The organism is Cellvibrio sp. ARAG 10.3, assembly GCF_051846955.1.
Lineage (GTDB): Bacteria > Pseudomonadota > Gammaproteobacteria > Pseudomonadales > Cellvibrionaceae > Cellvibrio.
Genome location: NZ_JBPYCU010000013.1, coordinates 79,787 through 100,334 on the forward strand (window position 1 = coordinate 79,787; position 20,548 = coordinate 100,334).

Genomic DNA, 20,548 nt, shown 5'->3' on the forward strand with positions numbered 1-20,548 from the left:
CCTCTGTTTCGAAAACGCATGCATACGTCCCTGTAGCTCCCTCAATTCATCCCTGAATTGAGGGTTTCGAAACCCGGCCCCTAACGACAAACTCACATTGTGCCAATCAGAAAGTTAAAGGGCGTTTATCGCAAGATAAACGCCCTTTTTATTTGCCCAGAATTTTTTCTAACTAACCGGGGTACATACATGCCTCACATCTCGGAAAAATTTTACTCCACCGCCCTCAATTGAAACGTTTGGCAAATGGTATCCAGTGCTGGGGCTTGGGCCAGGTTGGTGCCGTTGGCCAGGCCGCAGTGGGCCAGGTCCATGATTTGTTGGCTGTGGCGGGCGACGAGACGTTGGGTGCCGTTGGGTAGGTGGTCGATGCGCCATTGGCTGTTGTTGCCGGTGCATTTGTTGAGCGAGATATTAGCGCCGGCGACGACTGCGGATTTTTCGACGGTCAGGCATGCGCCTTTGTCTGTCTGGATTTCAAAATAGCCGGCGTCGGTGGGTTGGAAGGTCCATTGTTGGCAGGTGTCGTTGCGCCATTCGGATTGGGTGAGGTTGGCGGTGGGATTTTTTGTGCAGTCTTCGGCGGTGAGCATCTTGCCGCTTTGTACGCTGGCGATGGCGACTGTGCCGATGGGTTGTGCGCGCCATTGATCGCATTGTTCTGTTGTGCAGTTTTCGGCGGTTAATGCGGATTGCGTTGCGCGATTTACGAGGCGTAGCCAGCCATCGGTTTGTGCTTCGAGTTTCCATTCCTGGCAGTTGGCGTTGGTCCAGGGGGTTATCTGCAATTGATCAGCAGAGCATTGGCCGAGGAAATTGCCGGTGGCGTTGTGGGCGAGGCGGAAGTAGCCGTCGCTGGTGTAGTCGAGTACCCATTGCGCGGCCTCACCCTGGCAGGCGCTGTTTAATTGATTGCCGCTTTTGGCCAGACATTGATTGCTGCTGCGATTGACCAGTTGATATTCCGCACCTGATACGCGTGTGGTTAAGGGGCCGTTTTCACCGGACGGTAAAACGACCGGTGTGCCTTCAGCAACGGGTTCGCCAAAGTTTGGGGTGCCGTCTGCGTTCCAGGTAAATTTTTGTGCGCGCACGGAGCGCGTTGCACTGCAGCCGTGTTTGGGGGATGAGTTGCCGTGGTAAACAATCCAGTCTTCTGTGCCATCGGGCGATTTAAAGAAACCGTTGTGGCCCGGTGCGTAAACACCGTTGGCAGTTTGAAAGACCGGCTCGGTGGATTTTTTCCAGGACGCCGGTTTCATCGGGTCGTCGCCAACCAGCTCCAGCTGGCCCAGTTTGTAATCCGGGGTATCGCAAAAACTCGCAGAATAAATCACAAAGGTTTTGCCATTATGTTTCAGAATTTCTGCCCCTTCCGTGACCTTGCGACCGCTTTGCTCCCAATCATACGTCGGGCGCGTTAACACCATGCGCGGCCCGGTGATGGTCCAGGGGTTGCTCATCTCGGAAATAAAATTCAACTGCTCATCGCCGACCCATTCGGACCACAGCAGATAAAGTTTGTCCTTGTGTTCAAAATAGGTGCCGTCGATGTTCCAGCTGTTGGGCATGGGCGAGCCTTTGTATTCGTAAGGGCCGAGCGGATCATCACCGACACTTTCAATCACACTGAGGTGTTGATGATCGAGGGTGCCGTCCTGCCCCGATGTGTACATCACATACCAGCGCCAGCCGTTGGGTCCTTTCAGGCGATGAAATTCAAACGCCCAAAAATTACAGCAGCGCTCAAATTCGGTATGCGACCAGATATTGATGGGCGTGGCAGTTGCAAGGCCGGATAAGGTCGGTGATTTGCGCATGACCAATTGCGATGTCCAGGTGGTCGTCGTGAGGTAGTAGTTACCTTGATAATATTCGAGCCAGGGATCAGCGCCGTTGCTGAAGAGCGGATTGGTGAAGGTGGTCGGTTTGCTCTCAGGCTGACCTTTTTCTGCTGCGGGTGTGTCAGCGGTATTGCCCGCACATCCCGACAATATCAGCGATAGCATCAATACTAACAACGAAAGGGACACGCCCCATTTTTTAAATATCTCAACAAGGTTCATTCTGTTTTTCCACCACAATATTCAATGTAATTTTGGATTTAATGTTTATTCAAAGACCATCACAAAGCCGCCCGCAGGCTGTAAGGTCAGCGCGACATTAGTGGTCACACTGACTGGCCGCTTTACAAATGCGCGAGGCTGAGTATCGTCCTCAATGGCGTAACCCGTTTTATCGCCGATGAACGCTAAATCCAGGTTAAGGGTTTTCGGTTGTTGCTCACCGTTGATGCCCGCAACAAACCAGGTGTCACCCGCCCTGCGCGCTACCACCAGTAATTCTCCGGGGTAGCCGTCAATAAATCGGGTCTCATCCCAATGCGCCGGCACCTCACGCATAAATGTTTTTACAAAGTACGGCACGGTGGCCATGCCTTCCGGTGTTTCCACAATATGCTGAATACCCGAGAGAAAAATAATCGGCAGCGCGAGCTGAAAACCATTAGTGGTTTTTCGTTCGATATTGGGAATCTCATGGAAGACCGTGGGTGTGAAATCCATGGGATCAAATGCATTGCGCGCAAAGGGCAGGACACTGGCGTGGCTCGCTTCCAGATCTGCCGTCTCCTGGCTAAAGGTAATCATCTCGAAGCCTTTAACCGATTCCATCGTCATCATATGCGGATAGGTGCGTTGCAAACCGCGCGGCAAGGATGAGCCGTGATAGTTCACCAGCAACTGGTATTGAGCCGCATCCTGAAGAATGTCGTTGTAGTACTGCATCATCGATTGGCCATCTCCGGCGAAGAAATCAATCTTCACACCTTTAATACCCATTTTTTGCAAACGACTGAATTCAGCGTGGCGTTGCTCGCGCGTCAATAACTTACTTTTGGGCGTGTATTCCGTTTTATTCCAGGCACCGGAGGAGTTGTACCACACCAACACCCCGACGTTTTTTTGCGCCGCGTAATCCGCCAGTTCCTTGATTTTTTCGTCACCGATTTTGCGATCCCAATCGGCGTCCACCAGGGTGTAAGGCCAATTCATGTCAGCGGCGTAGTCAATAAACTGCTTTTGAACTTCGTACACCGTGGCGTCATCTTTTAACAAACCCCAACTCCAGGACGCGATGCCCGGCCTGATAAACGAGGTATCCATGTCGATGGTGGGTGCGGCGAGATCCGTACCCAGAGTGGATTCAATGATAGTGGCCAGCGAACCCACCGTGATGATGCGCCAGGGCGATGCAAAAGGCAGTGTGGATTGTGCAAGCAGTGCACCACCGGTAAAGACTTCCGGTGCCATAGGCACACCGATGCGGTATTCGCCCTGCTCCGCCTGTTGTTGTAAACGCGACGCGTGAAAGCGGCCATCCATATCGGCTTCGGTAATCAGCAGCCAGGTATCACCGGTGTTAAATAATGCGGGGAACACCCAGCCGGCTTCGGTGGGCGCGGCGGTACCTGCCGGTATCGCCATCTGGTAATGCTCTTCATAGGATGGGTTGGTATTCATCCAGCCGGTTTGCGCGACGGACATAGGTTGCAACCAGCCCAGCGAATCCTTCGGCAAGGCAAAGCTGGTGGTTTCGCGCAACACTTGTTTTACATCGGCCGACTCTCCGGGGAAGGCGTAACGAAACGCCACACCATCGTCAGACACGCGGAAAATAATATTCACCTCGCGCCCTTCGGCGTTGGCAAAGGTCAGTGTCTGTTCATGAGCGATGTAATTGACCTGGCGTTGCTTGCCGGTCCACAACTCGTAGTTGTCGTTGATGGTTTTAACGGTCGATGCCTGTTTCAGGGTGAGGCCGCGGGTAAAGTCCGCGTCGTTGAGCGCAATACCCAATCGGGAATCCTGTAGCACCGGTTTACCTTGATAGGTGATCGCATACCGGGGCGCGGATTCGCTATCAAGGGTGACCTCTACCCGAATCCGATTATCGGGACTGCCCAATGAGATAGGTGACGGGCCGTTACAACCCCAAAGGCATAACATCAACACACTGACGATCAAGATTTTCATCCGCTTTTCCTTTTTATTGTGGACTGACAGGCGATGGGCCGAATCGGCCCACAAATTTATAATATAATATTTAAATTCTATAGCGGATGAACAAGGGAAGCCAGTGTTTCGCGGGTAAATTTGTGTTGAGGGATGAAGAGCGGACCTTGCCCATCGAAGTGGGCAAGGTCCGCTTCGGTGGGCAAGGTGTCGGGGGAGACTCAGCGGCGGGTCATGGTCCACTGTTGGTTGGTGCCGTTAGTGACATTCCACTGGACCACGTTGGCGTCATTGGCGGTACTGAAATTCAGCACATCCAACGCCAGGCCGCTCAGCTGCGACGTCAGCACATAGTAGCCACCGTTGTTGGTCAGGCTCCATTTCTGGCCGGCGCCGCCCCAGTAATCCCACTGCGCAATATTGGCACCGGGCGCCGTGGATACCTCCCATACGTCCACACTTTTCAGGCTATTGACGTTGATCAGGCTGTAGTAGCCAGTGCCCTGGCTGATCACGTACCACTGCTGGTTTTTCGCACCGGAATAACCGTATTGCTCGATGTTAGCGCCGTTGGCGGTAGAGGCATTGTCCACGGCCAGCGCGCGATTGCTGTGGCGCGCGGTGAAGCTGTACACGCCATCGCTGACACCACCACAACTGGTGATCGAGCTGAAGTTACGCGTCAGGCTGGGCCAACCACCGGAGTAGGTCATACGCAGGATATCCAGCTTGGCGTTGCCGTTGTCGTTCAGGTCGTAGTAGTGAGTGGACACATAGTTGCAACCATCCTGCTTGAGCACGCCAACATGACCCGGTCCCTTGTATTTGCCGCTCTGGTTGCTCAACACGGTGCGCTCGCCGGTATAGGGACCAAACACATTGCTGGAGCGCGCGACAGTAATGTAATAGCTGCTGTTGGAACCCTGGCAGCAGCTGCCGCGATTCATAAACAGGTAGTAATAATCGCCGTTACGGGTGATGTAAGGGGCCTCGATGCTCTGGTGATTGCCGCCGTAGATATGATTTACGCTGCCGAGCAACTTGCCGGTGCTCTGGTTGATCTCCGCCACACCCAGCCCGCCAAAGAACGAACCGTAAGACATATACACCCGCCCGTCGTGATCGCGGAACAGCGCCGGATCAATAGCGTTGATCTCGCTGGAGCCGCCGTAGGATTGCACCACCACACCCAAATCCTGCCAACTGGGGTTTTTCAGGGACGCCGTCCGCACCACGCCAATGGCCGAGGTGGAGGAACCGAAGGTCGAAACCGAGTAGTAAAGATAGTAGTAGCCATTCATCTGGATAATGTCCGGCGCCCAGAAATGCCCCGCAAAACCGGGGACGGCATTATTAATCCAGGAAGGCCAGCCGCTGCCAAACACAGTGGAGGGCCCGGCAGTCCAGTGAACCAGATTGGTGGATGTGGAATACCAGATACCGTTACCGGTGGTGAAATGGAAGTAGGTATCGCCATCCTTGATGATCGTGGCCGGGTCGTGGGAATTCTTCAGGCCGGTCAGCTCCAGCGCCGACACAGCGCCACTGAGCAGGAATAAACAGATAACAGGCAAGGTGCGCAGGAGCTTGAGGCCCCGTGCAAGAGGTTGTGCAGACATAGATTCACCTTTATTAGCGTTATTATTGATAATATTGTCTTACAATATGAAGACTTGAGGATTTTAACGAGTTTAGGGAGTGGGAACCAGTTGGCGGAGGGAACGATTTTTAATAATGGAAGGAAAAGGATGAGGGGAATGGTTATGAGGCGGCGGGCGTATTGCGGGAGCTTCGAATTCATGTCGGATTACGCCTGACGGCTAATCCGACCTACGGATGCGGTATTTCAAGTAGGTCGGATTAGCGCAGCGTAATCCGACAAGGTTTCCGCAAAAAACTATTGCACCAAAAATTTAAACACTGTCCGGCTGTTATAAACTTCACCCGGCCGCAAAATTGTCGACGGAAAACCGGGCTGATTGGGCGAATCCGGAAAATGCTGCGGCTCAAGACAAAAGCCACTGCGATACGCATAGGTTTTCCCTTTACCACGCAAACTGCCGTCCAAAAAATTACCTGAATAAAATTGCACACCCGGTTCTTCGGTATAAACCTCCAGCACACGGCCCGTGGTATTTTCCATCGCGCGCGCGGCGAGCGTTAAGGTGTTGGGAGTGGATTTGTTCAACACAAAATTATGGTCGTAACCCAAGCCGCAACGCAATTGCTCATCCACCTGATTGATATCCGCACCGATCTTTTTGGCCGCTCTGAAATCAAATGGCGTGCCAGTTACCGGGCGCGACTCACCCAAAGGAATTTGCGTGTCGTCAATCGGCGTAAAGGCATCCGCGTTGATCATCAACTCATGCTGCAAAATATCGCCCTGCCCCGCAAGATTAAAATAACTGTGCTGGGTTAAATTAATCGGTGTTGCCTGGTCGGTGGTCGCGTGATAGTCCACGAGGATTTCATTGTCGTTCGTTAAGGTATAAGTCACTGTTACTGACAAATTTCCAGGGTAGCCTTGGTCGCCATCGCGGCTTAAATAAAATAATTTCACCCCCACCTGCGTGTCCGCTGAAAACGGCGTGGCCTGCCACACCACTTTATCAAAGCCCGTGACGCCACCGTGCAAATGGTTTTCGCCATTATTGGTCGCCAGCTGATAGGTTTTGCCATCCAATTCGAACCGCCCTTTCGCCAGCCGGTTACCAAAGCGACCGATCAGGGCGCCGAAATACGGCGAGGCTTGCAGGTAAGGTTCCAACTCATCAAAACCCAGGGCGACATCCGCAAGGTGCCCGGCGCGATCCGCTGTTTTGATACTGGTAATAACGCCACCGAAATTGATGATGCCAATCTCCATGCCGGTGGCATTGGTCAAGGTATATAAGGTAACGGCTTCACCGGCGGGTGTTGTACCAAACGGCGAGGAGGCGATAGCGGGCTTCGACATACAATATTTCCGGATAGCATCAGGGAGGGACGCATTCTACTGACTATGGGTTTTATTGACTACAAGAAAAAGGCGCCGCAACGGAAGCGCCTTTTACAACACGGGCATTCATGGTTGCCCGGGTTTATTGCGCGCGCCAGGTGTCGGCGTCACTCATATTCTGCCCGAAATCCGGCATACCATCCTTCCACAACAAACGCCGCATGTAGGTGTGACGATTAGGATCAGTGAGCGGCGTGCCTTTTAGCTCGCGATAATCCCGTGCGTGATAGATCATCACATCCGTCTTCCCATCTTCTGCCAGGGTAAAACTGTTATGACCGGGGCCAAAGCGTTTCAGGGATGCGTTGGTGAAAAATACCGGGTGCGGCGATTTATGCCAGGACGCCGGATCAAGCAGATCGGCATCCGCATCGGCCCATAACAAACCCATTGCATAATTATGGTCTGTCGCGCTGGCTGAATAACTCACGAAAATTTTTCCATGCCGGATTAATACTGCCGCACCTTCATTCACTTTGTAGCCGATTGTTTCCCAGGGCAGTTCCGGTTGGGTTAGCATGATCTCGGGTTCATGCAACTCCGTGGGGCTTTTCATCTGCGCGATGTAGAGCGCTGAATTGAATTTTTCTTCAGGATCTTTTTGCGCCCACAGCAGATACCGTTTGCCGCGATGTTCAAAATGCGTAGCGTCGAGGGAAAAGGAATCTCGCTGTGTTTTGATACGCCCCAACTCCTGCCACTCACCGTCCAGCGGATTCGCCGACGTATTGGCCAACACATACATGCGGATCAACCAGGGTTGCTCTGCCTCACCCGCCGCAAAGATGTACCAGACCCCATCGATACGATGTAATTCCGGGGCCCAGATATTCGCGCCCATTTCACCCGTGGGATGTTTACGCCACACCACCTTGGGTTCAGCATCCGCCAGGCCGCGCAGGGTGTTTGCCTGGCGCATCTCCAGTTGGTCGAAGGCCGGCGAGGTCGCAATAAAAAAATAGTGGCCGTTGTCATGGCGGTACACCCAGGGATCAGCGCGCTGGGGAATCAAGGGTGAGGAAGCCGCTGAATCGACGGCAGCAGGCGTTGTATCTTCCGGCGGCATCTGGGCGCAAGCGGAAATCAGGATGAGCAGAACAGTCGATAAACAGACAGGGATTTTCATAAAACCTAAGGCTCCGGTTGGCCTCTCCGCAGAAAGGCGGTGTTATTTTTATCTTAACTTGGAATATTATAATACAATAGTGACCGAATAGGCCCTAGCGGCCATCGATAACAATGATAGAAATGTAAATAACCACATCTGGAGCTATCCATGTCTCTCTCCTTTGCCCCTGTCCGCGTAGCCCTTCCCTCTCTGGTGTTGCTGTGCGGCCTGTTAATCAGTTGCCTGTCCTTCGCCCGCCAGGTGGATGTCCATGACCCGGTCATGACGAAAGAAGGCGATACCTATTACCTGTTCAGCACCGGCCCCGGCATTACCTTTTACAGCTCCAGGGATATGAAAAACTGGAAGCTTGCCGGGCGCGCCTTTGCCACGGAACCTGCCTGGGCCAAACAGGTGTCACCCAGTTTTAATGGCCACCTGTGGGCACCGGACATCGTGCAGCATAACGGCAAATTTTATCTGTACTATTCCGTATCCGCCTTCGGCAAAAATACCTCGGCTATGGGTGTGACCGTAACCAAAACCCTCGATACATCCTCACCGGATTACGGCTGGGAAGATCAGGGTATTGTGTTGCAGTCAGTGCCTCATCGCGATATGTGGAATGCGATTGACCCGGCGGTGATTATCGATCACGAAGGCACGCCCTGGATGAGTTTTGGTTCATTTTGGGGTGGGTTGAAGTTGGTAAAACTGGACCAGAACCTGACAACACTGGCTGAGCCCCAGGAATGGCACACCATCGCCAAGCGCGAACGCTCCCTGTTGGAAGACGATGCCAGCGCCGGCTCCGCCGCCATCGAAGCGCCGTTTATTTTTCGCAAGGGCGATTACTATTATTTGTTTGCGTCCTGGGATAAATGTTGTCGCGGTAAAGACAGCGATTACAAAGTTGTGGTTGGCCGCGCGAAAGACATTCGCGGGCCCTATCTGGATAAAGACGGTGTGGATATGAATCGTGGTGGCGGCTCTTTGGTAATCGCGGGCAATAAAAACTGGATTGCCCTGGGGCACAACAGCGCTTACACCTTTGACAAAAAAGATTATCTGGTATTGCACGCTTACGAAACGGCGGATGACTATCTACAAAAGATTAAAATCCTTGAGATGACATGGGATAAAGACGGATGGCCAAAGGTAGATCCGAAAGATCTGGATCGCTATCAAAGTAAGTTGATAGATTGAGGTATCTGTCGGATTACGACGCTGACGCGTCTAATCCGACCTACGGGAGCTACCGGGTAGGTCGGATTAGCCAAAGGCGTAATCCGACACCCAGCCAGCAACTAAACACTAATCCAACAAATTATCCAATCAGTTACTCCAAGCCGCAATCAATCCCCACGCCCACCCCGCAACAACCGCACATAATAAATACCACCGGCAATAGAATCTTCCTTCGCTGCAAATTTCACCACTAACTTGCCATCACGCGCCGAGGCCACCAACGCACGCGGAATCGGATAATCTACCGTATAAAAATCCTCACCCTCCCTCGCGTGTAATTCCACCTCGGCAAGCACATGATCGTTGACCAAAATATCAAAACGCCGACCCGCATCACCGGAGAAATAAGTTACGCGCAGGGTTGTGGCCACACGGTCAGGATCATTCATCACATAACTGAACCAACCTTCCGCGTGGCGCCAGTGGCGACCCAGGTGAATACCCATCTCGCTGCGTTCGGATTTTAAGAAGTGATCTGACTCCGGCTGTTGCTGGCCTGGATTCACCTCATCGACCGTCATCGCATCCAGCGCGATTCGCGTGCGTTCTTTCATACTGTTCGCGGCCTTCCACTGTTCATATTGCGTCTTGCTGGTCATGGGCCAGTACAGGGTGTAGCGCGACTCATGCAGCCGGAAAAACGGAATCAGCTCCACCTGGCGAGTGGTTTCCCCCTCCATAACCGGCACACGAAACGTTAAAGGCTTATCAGTCACCGGGGTGATTTTAGTGAGGAAATTTTTATCATCCGTTACAAAGGTGGGTGCTGCATCCAGGGGGCATAACTGTCCATCTGCAATATGCCCCATACGGCTGTCGTCTGCGAAATAGCGTAGCTTTTCTGTTGGAAAAGGCTGCGTCTTTGCGGCGAGTACAATAGGGCCGTGGAGCACAGCATAATAATCGGATTGATCTGGCATCGACTCCAGGTGCGTCTGCATCGGGGTATCGATAGTCACTTTGTCACCCGCGCGCCAATCTCGTTTAATCTGAACATACTGACCCGGCTTCGCCGTAATCTTGATTTTTTTATCATTGACGCGCACGGCTAGTGCTTTATTAGCAACCCAACTGGGGTAACGAATGTTCAGGGTAAATTTTCCGTCACTCTCAATATGAATTGTACTGCGCTCAGCATCGGGAAATGCTGTTTCCTGACGCACCTTGATTTTCTTCTCACGCCAATTCAAGGTAGATGGAATAAATAAATTAACGTAAAGCTGATCGCCCTGATGCGCGTAAATCAATTCCCCGTATTTGCCATGATTCTCAATGCCTGAACCCACACAACACCACATGGCTTTATCCACCTGCGAATACACGCGATAGTGATTGGGGCGCATAGATGTGAAGTACACCAGACCACCCGTGTCCGGATGCTGGGACGACAGAATGTGGTTGTACAAACCGCGCTCGTAAAAATCCAGATACTTCAGATTGCCCGACGATTCATAGAATAATTTAGACAGCTTCAACATGTTATAGGTATTACAGGTTTCTGGCCCCTCGACATCCTCAATCATTGCCTGAAAATCCTCCGCCGGGTGAAAGTGTTCTTTTACACTGTTGCCACCGATTGCGACGCTGCGTTCTTCTACCACAGTTTCCCAGAAGAAACGCGCCGCATCGTTCCACTTTTTATCACCGGTCGCATCAGCAATGCGTTTAAAGCCAACCACTTTGGGAATCTGGGTATTCGCGTGCATGCCGGTTAATTCATCCTTGCCTTCCAATAACGGATTCAACAAAAGACGGTGGGAAAAGCGCTTTGCCAGGTTCAGGTATTTTTTGTCGCCAGTGAGCTCTGCTACATCCACAAATATTTCATTCATGCCGCCGTATTCGCTGCGCAACATCAATTCCATCTGTTCATCACTTAACGGCTCGGTTAACTGCAACGCCCACTCTGATAATTTAATCAGCATCGTCTTTGCGGTTTCATTGCCGGCGTATACATAAGCATCGCGCAGACCGGCATAGGTTTTGTGCAAGTTGTACCAGGGAACCCATTTATCATTGAGTGAAAAGTTGTCGACTTTTATCTTGCCTTTAGCCAACGCCTTCCAGGCGTCGTCACCATCGGGAATACCACCCAAATAACCATTACCATTTTTTTCCTGGCATTTTTTCAATTCATCAACCATGTAATTCAGGCGCTGCAACACCACCTCATTACCCGTTGACGCATACATCAATGCCAATGCTGTCAGGTAGTGACCACCAATATGACCGTCCAGGCCCGACGATTCCCAGTTGCCGTAGCTCTCCGTCTTTAGCGGTAGACCCGCCTCCCGCCGATAGGGCGCAAGCAGGCGATCCGGCTCCATGGCGAGCAAATACTGTAGATTGGTTTGTTCGGCGTGCTTGAAGGGAGAATCAAGAAGACGTACATCCACCAAAGGAAACGATGTCAACTGAGAGGCAGCATGCCCGTGCATACACCAAACTATAGAGAAGACCCACAGATAAAAGCTAATATGTTTTTTCATACCTACCTTCAATAAAAGGAACCGCCAGAAAGCAAAAAAACCTCCATTGGAGGTTAAAAAGAGAGATGACCAATCACGCTCGCTTGAGGTTGATTAGTTATCTCGATTCGACAAGGATCACACCACCGTGCCGAAGCACATCAATGGCTTCGGCAAGGCGATGTAAAATCTTTTATACATCATAGCGATCACAGACGGAAGCGAACCCCTAAAGATACGGTGCGATCCCGTACGATAATATCGCGAGGATACAAGGATGCATCTGCTGACGAATCACCACCAAAATAATTACGGTAGGTAGAATCCAGTAAATTGGTTGCATCTAACGTCATGGTCACATTGTCATTGATGTCATAATTGATTGAAAGATCCAATGAATCTGTATCTTTATTGACGATAGACTTGCCCGGCTGAGCGCCAGCAGCGTTAAAACTATCGTACCAGCCACTGCGCCAGTTGTAGGCCAAACGCGCCGAAAGCTGATCTATCTCATACAGCAAAATAGCATTGTAAGATTCATCAGAGACATTCGTCAGCGGCTGCATTTCACCTTCTGGCGATTCTGTTTCACCATCAATAAAAGTGCCATTTAATTGCACACCCAATCCTGACCAAAGCCCGGGCAAGTTATCAAAGAATTGTGTATAGGCTAACTCCACACCTTCCAGGCTGCCGGCACCGGTATTTTGTGGCCGCGTGATGAAGTATTCCACACCATCTTTAACTTCTTCTGCCGCATAAGCCTGGATATAACCATCGATATCGCGGTAAAAGATAGCTGCCGAAAGCGAGCTGGTTTCACTGAAGTACCACTCCAATGACAGATCGTAATTTTTGGACTCAACGGATTTCAGATAAGGGTTACCACCCGTGCCCTGCGCAAAGCCGGTTTCGGTCGCCTGAAAATAAGCCGTTGCGGGATTAAGATCTGCAAAGTTCGGGCGTGTTACGGTCATACCCGCTGCGGCGCGCAAAAATAAATCATCACGCAAAGCCAATCGAGCACTCACACTGGGCAGAACTTCGGTATCACTGGTATCAATAGCAACCTGCTCATAGGTAGTTACACCGTCAACGGAGGTCGCGAGCGTACCTCTTAACGTGGAATCCATCTGCACAACGCGTGCGCCAATCTGACCATCCAGAGGCATCGATCCTACATCAAAAGCGTAATTTGCTTTCACATAAGCGGCATAATTATCTTCGTCGTTGTCGAAGAATAATTCCGGCTTATATTCCGGTTCTTCCGGTCCATATCCCATAGCGGTGCGAATATTAATGCGATTGTCATAGATATAATCACGATCAGGAGTCAACCATTGAGAGGTATTAAGATTGACCACACTGTCCAACAAATCGTTGGGGGTCATACTTTCCATGCCCGGAAAATCAGTCAATGGGACACGGGCTCCGGATATGTTTCCGCGACCACCCGTATCCGCTGCCTGATTGAATGCCGTGCGCTGGCTCAAGCGCACGCCTGCATCAATCGACGTAATTCCCGTATCAGCCAGCTCGTAATTTACGTCGGTAGACCAGGAGATATCTTCACCTTCCTGACGACTGTGCTGGTCAAAGAATTGCCATAACTCATATTGGGATACATCACTCAGATCATAGGGTGTGCCATCGGCATTCTGGATGATGACATCGGACGCTCCTGAGCCGTCTTTCGAAAAATCATAGATGATACGAGGTGCAAAGAACGCGAGGTCAAGGATAAATGAACGATTATCTGCCGTGCTCTCGGTGTAGGCCAGGTCAGATTTCAACGTAAAGTTTTCAAACGTCCATTCACCACCAATTGCAGCCTGCAAGGTGTCGGAGCTATTACCGAATGCCTGGTTACTGGTGATGGTGCCAGGTGCATTATCACGAATAAATGTTTGGGCGACGTTGGTGCCGTCTTTATATTCGCCCACGTAACCTACATGCCCACCCCAGGATGGCAATGGCACCCAGAAATTCAATTCTGAATCCTGCTCATATCCAACATAAAATGCTTCGGCGTAATATTGCGCCGTCTCGTTAGGACTCCACTGTACAGCCAGGTTGGTAGACGTGCGGTTGCGGTCACCGTGACGATAATACGCACCGGCAACAGGTGGAATTAATGAGGGTTGACCCGGAATATTTAATGGCGCGGAGCGAGGATCTGTAATCGTGACGGCATCCGGTGCTGTCACAAAATTTACCTGATCCATAAACTGACGATCCTGGTAAGACACGCTGAGCATTGCGCCGAACTCACCGGCGCCGGTACTCCAATTGTTATTTACCGTCACACTGCCAATCGGATCTGTTGCATCCGCTTTATCGCTGTACTCACCGCGCAAACCACCCGCAACAGTGAGTCCATCATCGAAGTCAAAGGGTCGGCGTAAACGTACATCAATAACGCCGGCAATACCGCCTTCAATATCCTGAGCACTTGAGGATTTTTTTACATCCACCCGCTGAAGCAAATCAGCAGGAATATCAGCCAGGGCAATTCCACGACCGGTCGTAGTAAATATGTTTCGACCATTCATCGTCGTTACCACATTGGGCAGGCCTCTCACCATCACACCAGAGGCTTCACCATTCAAGCGAGTAATTTGTACACCTGTTACGCGTTGAAGCGCCGCGGCCACACTGTTATCGGGCAATTTACCGATATCTTCTGCAACGATGGAATCTGTAATTTGTTCGGCATTTTGTTTAATCGCGAGCGAGCTTTTAACGCTGCTGCGGACACCCCTGATGATGATTTCTTCAATAGCTTCAGCACCTTCCGCATCGTTGGTTTGCGCAAAAGAGTGACTGGCTGAGAACCCGATAATCATCGATATCGATAAGCTGAGCAGTTTTTTATTGAACATAAGATAACCCCTGTGACAGCGCTTTTCCTACCATCAAGTGAGAGTGCAGGAACAGCAATTATTATTAGCCTATTCTGTTTGTGTCTGTCTTATAACGTGTTCAGTTACGGCAATAGCGCATGGAACGCCTCAATCGCCATAAAAATGCGATCCCAGCTCAAATGTTATTTTTAGGACATATTATAAGACAATTAATCCTATAACTCCTTTCATCGCCTGTCAACATAAACATTCCATGACCAGGTGGGTCACCCTTGAGCGCCAGACGCTGCTAAGCCACTACTCAGACCACTCCATCTTGCGCGATATATCACATTACGATGATTTATTATATTTTTATAATATAAAATAGGATGCGCCGCCTGAATCAACCATGCAGGACGGGGAGCCGCCAGCTTGGACAGTCGCTCAATTTTTACGGCGTCAGGCCATGCCAATGGAGCTGGGTCAGCAGCGATTAAATCAGCAGTTTCAAAGACACGCGTTCAGTAAAGGGAACCAGTGCATCGCCTGCACAATCTGCAGGCGATGCACGCCACGAAACCTTGCGTTATTTCATGAGGGAGGGAGCAGGTTTTTCCAGACCCGCTTCGTACAATGATGCATCGTTTACGGGTTCACTTTGTCTACTGCTTGATACACCTCACGTAAAAATTCCGGATAAAGGGCATCGCGTTTATACATATTCAGATAAAACAAAACGATCAAATCGTTCTCCGGGTCGATGATGTATTCGGTCCCGAATAAGCCGCCCCAGGCATACGCAGAATTGGACACGTCAGGTATCGGCTTTTTCTTCTCGTTGTATAACTCAAACCCAAGCCCAAACTGAAAGCCTTCGCCGCCGGTATTTTTTTCCGGCAATCGGTTGATGGTCGTCATCCATTCAACCGTTTCCGGTTTCAGAATTTGTTTGCCGTTAAACGAGCCTTTATTGAGCATCATCTGACAAAATTTTGCGTAGTCGGCGATGGGGCCGTTCAAACCTATCGCGCCCTCCGCATAAGTTTGTTGGGAACTGACCGCGCCCTGGCTGTACATATTGGATGCAGCGATTAGTTTACCGTCTTCCGCCGTGTAGGCTTTTACAAAACGACCCAGCGCATCCGGCGCGTAATACCAGTCGGTATCCTTCATTCCCAGCGGCAAAAGCACATTGTCTTTTACGTACTGTCGTAGCGGTTGCCCGGAAATTCGTTCAACGAGATAGCCGAGCATATTGGTGCTGACGTGATAGTTCCACTCACTACCCGGATCAAAACCCAGCGGGTATTTCACCAGCGCCAGCATCTCTTCTTCCAGATATTTCGCATTCAGATCACCACCACCGGTATGTTGGCCGTGCGGGATAATGTCCGGTATGGGCCCACCGAAAAAGCCAGAGGGGCGATCATCGCGCTTCAATTCAGCGCGGCGAATATCTCCCGCTAATCCTGCACCGAGACCGGATGAATGTGACATCAGGTGAGCAAAGGTCATCGGCGTCATCGCCGGACGTGTTTCATAACTTCCGTCATCATTAATCCTGGTGATGACCTCATCCGGAATCTCCGGAAAATATTTCGCCACTGGATCATCAATCGCCACCAGGCCTTTATCCACAAGCGTCATAAACGCCACCGTTACTATTGCCTTGGTTTGGGAAAAAAGCACATAGTAATCATCAACAGAAGCGGGGACTTTATTGTCAATGTCTTTCCAACCGAAGGCATCGTAATACATCACCTTGCCGTCCTTCGCCGCGAAGGCAGCAATGCTGCTGGCTTTTTTCTCGTCGATAAAGGATTGCAGTAGAGCATCTATGTCCGCGATGGCCTGCGTTGTTGTGCCGATTTCCTGGGGAGTGGCTTGGTAGTCAAATTGTTGCGGGGGGTTCAGGTTTCCCTTTGTGAAGCCGCAACCTGAGGAACAGACAATCATCAACATGACATACCAGAGGTTAAGATTTTTTAGCATTATTCTTCTCCATTAATAGTTTTCTCATATCCGGACTGTGGAACTTCTGGTCATCTCCCCCAGCTTGCTCACTTCGTCTCATAGCGTAGGTTCTTTAGCTTTCCCTTTCGGCCAATCTCCTCCAAACCCCTCTATATTATCTTATTAATCTATCGCCAACCTCTGGCAAAAGAAGGTTTTCAAGCTTTACTGACACCAAATTGTGTGACAATATGCACAGTTAGTATTATTGTATGACATATAAAGACTTTAATAACTGTCAGCAAGTTTGTAGTACCGGGAGACATAACCCGATAGCAGGTCAGCCTGTCCGTCATCGGTGGTGCTCCATTCCATAAGTTAAAACAACATAAGTAATAACAACATAAGAGGTTACACCCACATGAGATTAACGAACTTAGCGCTTGTTATGAGCGGCTTACTGCTTTTGGGCGGCTGTGGTGGTGGCGGCGAGTCTACCAAACCTACTGTTCCTGCATCGGAAGAACCCACTTACTCCAAACCCGTTGTTTCAAGCTCCGTGCCCCTCAATAGTGAGGGCTCGGTCGACTGGCAAGATATCAGTGTGCATGATCCATCGATAATTAAAGCCGGCGATACTTACTATATTTTCGGCTCACATCTGGCTGCCGCACAGTCAGACGATTTGATCAACTGGGAATACATCTCCGTCCTTTCAAGCAATGAGGCGGTCGATGAAAGTCCACTATTTAATACTTACACAACAGAATTCGCTGAAGGTATTGAGTGGACTGATGGTTATACCGGCAACTGGGCTGCTGATGTCATTCAGGCTCCCAACGGTAAATACTGGTTTTACTACAACCACTGCGCACAGACAGAAGCCGATGGTGGTTGCTGGAATCGTTCATACCTCGGTTTAGCTGAGGCGGACTCCATTGAGGGGCCTTATGTTGACAAAGGCATCTTCCTGCGTAGTGGCTATCGTGAAGCTACAGAATTTACCTCCTACCCGTTAGATAACGGGCAGACCACCTGGAACGGTGCTGTTGATCCTAATGTGATTGACCCTGCGGCTTTCTACGATAAAGACGGTAATCTGTGGATGGTCTACGGCTCTTATTCCGGTGGCATTTTTGTACTGGCAATGGATGAAGCCACCGGTATGCCCGAAGAAGGCCAAGGTTATGGCAAGAAACTCCTGGGCGGAGACTTCCGTGCAATCGAAGGTGCCTTTGTTATTTATAGTCCCATTGCTGACTACTACTACCTGTTCTATTCCGTAGCCGGTTTTGCAGCAAACGACGGTTACAATATTCGCATTGCTCGCTCTAAAACACCTGACGGTCCTTACTACGATCCAGCCGGCAATGAGATTACAGATCTACCTGGCCTGGAAGTGGGCGGAAAACTCATGGGTGGCTTTGAATTTACCACCGCATTGGGTGAAGAAAGCGAATCCTGGGGTTATCAATCCCCCGGCCATAACTCCGCCTATTATGACGCAGTAACTGATCGTCACATTCTTGTAACGCATACACGCTTCCCCGCGTCATCCACAGACTACCCCAACAATATCGAAGCGCATGCGGTGCGCACCCATGAAATGTTCGTTAACAAAGCGGGTTGGTTAGTGGCTTCACCACAGCGCTATGTGCCGCTTGAAGGGCATAACACTGTTGACGTCGCAGAGATACCCGGCTTTTACAAATTTATTAATCAGGGTAACGCCGTAAATACCGCTGCGATTCAATCTTCCTACGTGACTTTACATGCAGACCGGACAGTCACTGGTGCAGAAACTGGAAACTGGGCAATCCAAAGTGGTGATGCTATCAAACTGGAACTGACCTCTGGCATTTACTATGGCGTTATCAAGTGGCAATGGGACGATAATCTGCAAAAATTGGTTCCTGTTTTTTCTGCTATGTCTGCTGGTGGTGAAACCATCTGGGGCAGCCACGTCGATCCGCTTACTGCAACCGGCGAAGCCTTGGCAATAGTTTCAAGTGCTTTGGATTTGAAAACAGAGCTGACGATTGCAGATGAGGGCTATGCCCTGCCCACAGTCGGAAAAAATGGGGCCGCTATTAATTGGGAAAGTAGCAACGAATATTACATCGGGAACAATGGCAGTGTATTTATTCCCACACCTGACCGCGGCGACCAAAGTGTCACGTTGAGCGCTACTATCGAATTGAATGGTGAGCGCGTTACCAAAAATTTCACCGTTGATTTGCAAGCACGCCCTGCGTTCAGAAATGCCGTTGCGCATTACGCTTTTGAGGGTGCGCTAAGTGATCGTTTGGGGAATTTTGCCGAAGCGAATACGACGGATAACAACCTGCTCAACCTGAATGCAACGGCTGCCAGTTATGTTGAAGGTTTTGCTGGTCAGGCATTCAATTTTCTAGGCAACAACGGTGTAAGACTGCCAGACGACATTATTGATTCGAGCGAATACACTGTTTCATTCTGGATGAAAGCCAGTGCGCTGACGGCTTATACGCCAGCTTTTTTTGCGTCCACGACACTGCCGGATCAATGGGTCAGTTACATTCCCGACCGCGCTGCCCACTTCACATCAACCGGATTGGTATGGAGCAAATATATCGAAGCCGGCACTACATTCGAAGACTGGAACCAAATCGTACATTCAGCGGCAACACCAATAAATACATGGCAACACGTTGCAATTACCTATGCGGACGGCACGATGAGACTTTATATCAACGGAGTTCTAAGTGGATCTATGCCACGTCCGGATCTCTTCAATGGTACGGGAGGCCATTTCGCTCTCGGCGTCAATTATGGCTGGGATTTGCCATTCGCAGGCCAGATCGACGAGTTCATTGCATATGACTATGCTCTAAGCAGCCTCGATATCAACGGTGCAGCAATGAATAACCTGACCGATCCAGCGCAATTTCCTGCATTCATAAAAGATGCGTTGGAGCTAGGCGATTTGTCAGCAGTTCGCGGTAATTTCGAATTGCCCCGTGTCGGACCTTTTGTTTCCGGAATCAGTTGGACATCGAGCAACGAAGACTTCCTGAAGCCTGTGAACGGCACCGCCGTGGTTACCCAACCCACTGCACTACAGGGCGATCAGGAAGTGACGTTAACGGCAACCATTAATTATCAAGGGTTCACCGAAACGAAAACTTTCGCAGTCACAGTGGTATCGCTCGCGCCAGCTGAATACAGTTTCGAGAATGATTTGCTCGAACTCAAGGGACTCTATGGAGCAGGCGAAATCACTGGCCCGCTCATCAATACTCCTGAAGGCAGCGTGAATTACGTTGAAGGTGTGAAAGGTTCAGCACTTAGTCTGGATGGCACATCAGGTGTAAGACTGCCGGACAACTTGATCAGCAGTAATAACTATTCGGTTTCCTTGTGGTTAAAACCCGAAGCCTTTACCAATTACACCACCGCATTTTTTGGCGGCGCATCGAACTCCTCCTGGCTAAGCGTTGTGCCTTCAATGAATGGCACTAACAGAACACGTGTGTGGGCTACGCAAGGGACCTTCTTCGACAATGGTGAGCTTGGTTATCGCATTCCTGAAGGTGAATGGACCCACTTTGCATTGACAGTCGACGGCGACAATGGAGACACGCTGAAGATCTACATCAATGGTCAACTCGAACTTGAAACCAGCGGATTCCCGCGCGTATTTACGGTGCCAGGCGAATCTAATGAGTTTGCACTGGGTGTTAATTATTGGGATACACCCTACAACGGTGCCATTGACGAACTGAAGATTTTCAGCGGTGCGATTACCGCTGAAGCAATCAATGCACTCTATCAAGAAGGGGCGGCTTCTGTTGCACCTTGAATGAGGTGAGGGAGCAATGCTCCCTCCTTCCGTGCAATTATAAGAAGCATGATTACCTCGCACTCTCACA

The 20,548-nt window shown here is 50.4% G+C and carries 10 protein-coding genes; 2 read left to right on the top strand and 8 right to left on the bottom strand.

What is annotated here, in order from left to right; translation table 11 throughout:
• Positions 1-212: 212 nt before the first annotated feature.
• The 5 genes from ACSV5M_RS15875 to ACSV5M_RS15895 all read right to left on the bottom strand — a co-directional run bounded on the left by ACSV5M_RS15875 (position 213) and on the right by ACSV5M_RS15895 (position 8,140).
• Complete coding sequence (locus ACSV5M_RS15875) at positions 213-2,066, bottom strand: family 43 glycosylhydrolase (protein ID WP_439177284.1); 1,854 nt, start codon at positions 2,064-2,066, stop codon at positions 213-215.
• Positions 2,067-2,111: 45 nt separating this feature from the next.
• On the bottom strand, positions 2,112-4,034 hold the full coding sequence (locus tag ACSV5M_RS15880; RefSeq protein WP_439177285.1) for a glycoside hydrolase family 97 catalytic domain-containing protein: 1,923 nt from the start codon (positions 4,032-4,034) through the stop codon (positions 2,112-2,114).
• Positions 4,035-4,234: 200 nt separating this feature from the next.
• Positions 4,235-5,632: a family 43 glycosylhydrolase gene (locus ACSV5M_RS15885; protein WP_439177287.1), complete on the bottom strand. Its 1,398-nt coding sequence runs from the start codon at positions 5,630-5,632 to the stop codon at positions 4,235-4,237.
• A 278-nt stretch (positions 5,633-5,910) separates the two neighbouring features.
• Positions 5,911-6,972: an aldose epimerase family protein gene (locus tag ACSV5M_RS15890; RefSeq protein WP_439177289.1), complete on the bottom strand. Its 1,062-nt coding sequence runs from the start codon at positions 6,970-6,972 to the stop codon at positions 5,911-5,913.
• Between the two features lie 124 nt (positions 6,973-7,096).
• Positions 7,097-8,140, bottom strand: coding sequence for a glycoside hydrolase family 43 protein (locus tag ACSV5M_RS15895; protein ID WP_439177290.1), 1,044 nt, complete (start codon positions 8,138-8,140; stop codon positions 7,097-7,099).
• 150 nt (positions 8,141-8,290) lie between these two features.
• On the opposite strand from ACSV5M_RS15895, the gene ACSV5M_RS15900 reads away from it, so the two are divergent.
• Positions 8,291-9,328, top strand: a complete 1,038-nt coding sequence (locus ACSV5M_RS15900) for an arabinan endo-1,5-alpha-L-arabinosidase (RefSeq protein WP_439177291.1) — start codon at positions 8,291-8,293, stop codon at positions 9,326-9,328.
• Positions 9,329-9,477: 149 nt separating this feature from the next.
• Here the strand turns inward: ACSV5M_RS15900 and ACSV5M_RS15905 are convergent, their stop codons facing one another.
• The 3 genes from ACSV5M_RS15905 to ACSV5M_RS15915 all read right to left on the bottom strand — a co-directional run bounded on the left by ACSV5M_RS15905 (position 9,478) and on the right by ACSV5M_RS15915 (position 16,676).
• Positions 9,478-11,859 (bottom strand): beta-L-arabinofuranosidase domain-containing protein, encoded by a 2,382-nt coding sequence (locus ACSV5M_RS15905; RefSeq protein WP_439177293.1) that lies wholly within the window; start codon positions 11,857-11,859, stop codon positions 9,478-9,480.
• 188 nt (positions 11,860-12,047) lie between these two features.
• Positions 12,048-14,720 (bottom strand): TonB-dependent receptor, encoded by a 2,673-nt coding sequence (locus ACSV5M_RS15910; protein WP_439177295.1) that lies wholly within the window; start codon positions 14,718-14,720, stop codon positions 12,048-12,050.
• A gap of 609 nt (positions 14,721-15,329) precedes the next feature.
• Positions 15,330-16,676, bottom strand: a complete 1,347-nt coding sequence (locus tag ACSV5M_RS15915; protein ID WP_439177296.1) for a serine hydrolase domain-containing protein — start codon at positions 16,674-16,676, stop codon at positions 15,330-15,332.
• Between the two features lie 382 nt (positions 16,677-17,058).
• Between ACSV5M_RS15915 and ACSV5M_RS15920 the strand changes: the two genes are divergently transcribed.
• Positions 17,059-20,478 (top strand): LamG-like jellyroll fold domain-containing protein, encoded by a 3,420-nt coding sequence (locus tag ACSV5M_RS15920; protein WP_439177298.1) that lies wholly within the window; start codon positions 17,059-17,061, stop codon positions 20,476-20,478.
• Positions 20,479-20,548 lie beyond the last annotated feature (70 nt).